This window comes from Oleiphilus sp. HI0132 (assembly GCF_001635845.1).
This window is the reverse complement of sequence record NZ_LWGJ01001118.1, coordinates 1-3,538: the sequence shown is the minus strand read 5'-3', so window position 1 is coordinate 3,538 and position 3,538 is coordinate 1. Positions and strand designations below refer to the sequence as shown.

General features: G+C 42.4%; 3 protein-coding genes. All 3 read right to left on the bottom strand.

All coding sequences use genetic code 11. The features are described from left to right. Nucleotides 1-142: 142 nt before the first annotated feature. Genes A3766_RS14855 through aroK form a run of 3 tightly spaced genes read right to left on the bottom strand, consistent with a single transcriptional unit; the run spans nt 143 to nt 3,440 of the window. Nucleotides 143-1,774, bottom strand: a complete 1,632-nt coding sequence (locus A3766_RS14855) for an AAA family ATPase (RefSeq protein ID WP_197476020.1) — start codon at nt 1,772-1,774, stop codon at nt 143-145. Nucleotides 1,775-1,834: 60 nt separating this feature from the next. Further along, entirely contained in the window at nt 1,835-2,911 is a 1,077-nt protein-coding gene (gene aroB, locus A3766_RS14850) for a 3-dehydroquinate synthase (protein ID WP_068506598.1), read from the bottom strand. A 4-nt stretch (nt 2,912-2,915) separates the two neighbouring features. Beyond that, nucleotides 2,916-3,440, bottom strand: coding sequence for a shikimate kinase AroK (gene aroK / locus A3766_RS14845; protein WP_082865394.1), 525 nt, complete (start codon nt 3,438-3,440; stop codon nt 2,916-2,918). Between the last annotated feature and the right edge of the window lie 98 nt (nt 3,441-3,538).

Here is a 3,538-nt window from a genome sequence, read left to right as displayed (position 1 = left end):
ACTATGAAAATTGGGGTTGGACATTTTACACATCGTGCTTATTCAGTACAAACTTAAAGAAGGCGTATAAGCAGAAAAAACTCGTAGAAAAGCATAAACTATCCTTATATTTCAAATAGATAGCTTCAAAAAACTAATTTAGTTATTGCCTCGGATAAGACTTGAGAATTCCAGCATAACTCCTCAACCAAGGCTGTTGAGAAGTAATAATTTTAGGTGCCACCTTGAGCGCAGCATTGGCGGAAGCCTTATCAGGATAAACACCATAAAAAACAACAAACCAGGGTTTACCGCGATGCAGCGTTTCAAGATAGTATATCGGCTGAGCACTTTTACTTACGCGCTTTGCGAAGTCTATCGCTGTTTTCTCGTTATAGCTACCTAAAATTTGAGCTGAATAACCACTTGAGTTTTGGGATGCAACCCATGCTTTCCCCTTAAAGAACGGCTTAAGTATTTCACGGCTGCTCTCTGCGGCAGGAATAATTTTTTCCTGTACATTTTTAGCGATTTTCTCTATCTGCAAAGTATCGCTAACTAGTTGATCCGATTCTGGAACGCTAACTTCTTTATCTGCTAGAGTGCCATCTTGTACCTTGTCGGGCTCAACAAGCTCTTTAACACCAGCGCTCTCTGGAATTGATCGAGACGCCGACATTTCAGGCTTATTGAGCGAACCTTTTTTAATCTCGCCACTACCCTGACGACCTTTATCCAAACTATCTATATTGCTTTCTGAAGCTTTAGCCAAACTCTCTGACAGGGCCTGATCAAGCATTCTTAACCTTGCTTCTCTCTGTTGCTCTACGAGAGACACTTTATTTTCATCAGAGTTATTCTCTTGCTCCGGCTGCTCGTGCGCGACTGCTTCGCTATCTCCTTCAGTAAACAAGCCATATTGATAAGACACGAGTAAAAATGAGAAGCAAAGCAGAACGGCAACACCCCAAAAAACCTGCTTCGGCACTCCTTTACGGCTCTTAACCGGTAGCTTTAATGCCCCCGGTTCTAACACGACACTACTGAACAAACGATTCACCCGACCAGGCAAACCTTTCCCCATATCAATTAAATGTTGCACCTGACTTTCTGACAGCTCTAACAAGCCGGTATAGCCAGCATACTCCAATCTCAACTGGAGATATTCCAGCATATCTGAAGCACCTAAAGGCTTAAGCTGCATTTGATGCAACCACTCGTCATCACCTTCTATGTGACTCAAACGAGCAAGCTGCAGCAAGCTTGGCAAACCCGAAAAAATTGCTACCACTCCGCTTTCTTTAGGCAACTGACTGAAATATGAAAAGTAAAATTGAAGCTCTTTTTTTGATAATAGGTCTGCGTTATCAAAAACCAGAACCTTTCTCACACCATCTTTCTTGAACTCATCTTCCAAATACTGCAATAAACGGGAAAATGATTGACGCGTAGTTTCACCAACTATCGAATCTAAACCAACAAGCTCGCCAAAGTCATGTATAACAGATTTCGACTTTTCCTTATTAGCAAGCTCCTGAGCATCTGTAACGTAGATACTCAGCTCGCCAGCTGAAGATTTTGCAAATTTATTAAGTAGAGTGGTTTTGCCAGCACCTTTTTCGCCAGTAAGCAAGAGAACCATATCGCCAAAGGTCGACATATGGCGCAGTGTTTCTAAATTATGCTGACGCTGCGCCCCCTCAAAAAATACTAGCATTCGCTCATCGAATGGGTTTTCTTTCAAGTTAAAGTGCGAAATGAGCTGCTCACTCAAAACATTATTATTTTTTGTCACACTCATATCAGACTTATCGACTCACCTACAAAATTAATCGAACCAAGTAATTGCTTCTAATTAAGCTTTGCCACCCAAAACATTTGCCAGAGAATCAGCGCCAAAGTCTGCTGTCACAACAGCTTCACCAATCGACTTCAAAAGCACAAGACGGAGCGTTCCATCCATTACCTTTTTGTCCACAGACATTAGTCGTTCATATTCTGAAGCCAACATGCCTTCCGGCCCTTCAATTGGCAAGTTAGCAGCAAGCAATATATTTGAAATTCGAGAAACATCTTCATCACTAATCCAGCCTTCCATTCTCGACAATTCTGCTGCCATAACTGTTCCCGCTGCAACCGCCTCACCATGAAGCCAAGAGCCATAACCTTCATAAGTCTCAATCGCATGGCCAAATGTGTGCCCTAGATTTAATATTGCTCTAAGCCCACCCTCTTTCTCATCTAGTTCAACAACTTCCGCTTTACAAGAACAAGATTCTTTAATCGCGTAGGTTAAAGCATCAGAGTCCAAGGACCTTAAGGCCTCAACATTAGCCTCCAACCAGTCAAAGAACTCTGGCTTACGGATCAAACCATATTTGATCACCTCCGCCAGGCCCGCTGAAACTTCCTTTGAAGCCAGAGTTTGCAAGGTCAAAATATCAATGATAACGGCTTTAGGCTGGTAAAAAGCACCTATCATGTTTTTACCTAAAGGATGGTTGATTGCAGTTTTTCCACCTACAGATGAATCTACTTGCGAAAGAAGCGTCGTGGGCACCTGAATAAAATCTACGCCACGCTGATAAGCTGATGCAGCAAAACCTGCCATATCTCCAATTACACCACCCCCCAGCGCAACGATAGTCGTCTTCCTGGAATGAGCCTTCTCTAGTAGCGCATCAAAAATCAGGTTTAAGGTTTGCCAATTCTTATATTGCTCTCCGTCAGGCAAGACCACGCTATCAACCTCATAGCCAGACAATGCCTGTCTAACTTGCTGCTCATACAAAGGCCCGACTGTCTCATTTGTCACCAGCATTACTTTTTTTCCGGCAATGTAGGGCTGATAGAGAGATGGATTACTCAATAAGCCTTCGCCAATAAAAATTGGGTAATCACGCTCACCCAAATCTACTTTTAACTCAATCATTTATTCACTCTTTTTCTATCGCGCTGATTATATCTTTAACAATACCTTTCATAGACTTTTTGTCTGTATCAATTACATAGTCAGCAACTTCTCGATAAATTGGATCTCTGGTCGCATACAAATCACTCAAGACCTGACGAGCATCTTTGTCTCCCTGCAACAAAGGTCGATTCTTATCTTTGTGAGTTCTTTTGTACTGCTGCTCGACTGAGGTATTCAAATACACTACAAAAGCAGTGTTGTTCACACACTCTCTGTTCTCGGGGCGCATCATCGCACCACCACCTGTTGCCAAGACGACGTTTTTAAGTGCTGACAAATCTTTTATTGCCTGGCTCTCTCTATCCCGGAAGCCTGCTTCGCCCTCGACATCAAAAATCCACGGAATGTTTGCCCCGGTTCGCCGCTCTATCTCTTTATCGGAATCATAAAAGTCAAAGTTCAGCTCTTTGGCTAAAATTTTTCCTATGGTTGTTTTTCCTGCCCCCATTGGGCCCACAAAAACAATCAACGGTTTAGCTATACTCATATTTCGATCTTATGCCGGCCAATCAATATGTCAGTAAAGATTAACCTGTTTATTTTAAAAAGAAAAAAGGCCGCAATCTGCAGCCTTTTACCTAAGCT

Excerpts from the sequence above, each read along its gene's own strand:
- aroB (WP_068506598.1), bottom strand. The coding sequence starts at position 2,911 with ATGATTGAGTTAAAAGTAGATTTGGGTGAGCGTGATTACCCAATTTTT.
- aroK (WP_082865394.1), bottom strand. The coding sequence starts at position 3,440 with ATGAGTATAGCTAAACCGTTGATTGTTTTTGTGGGCCCAATGGGGGCA.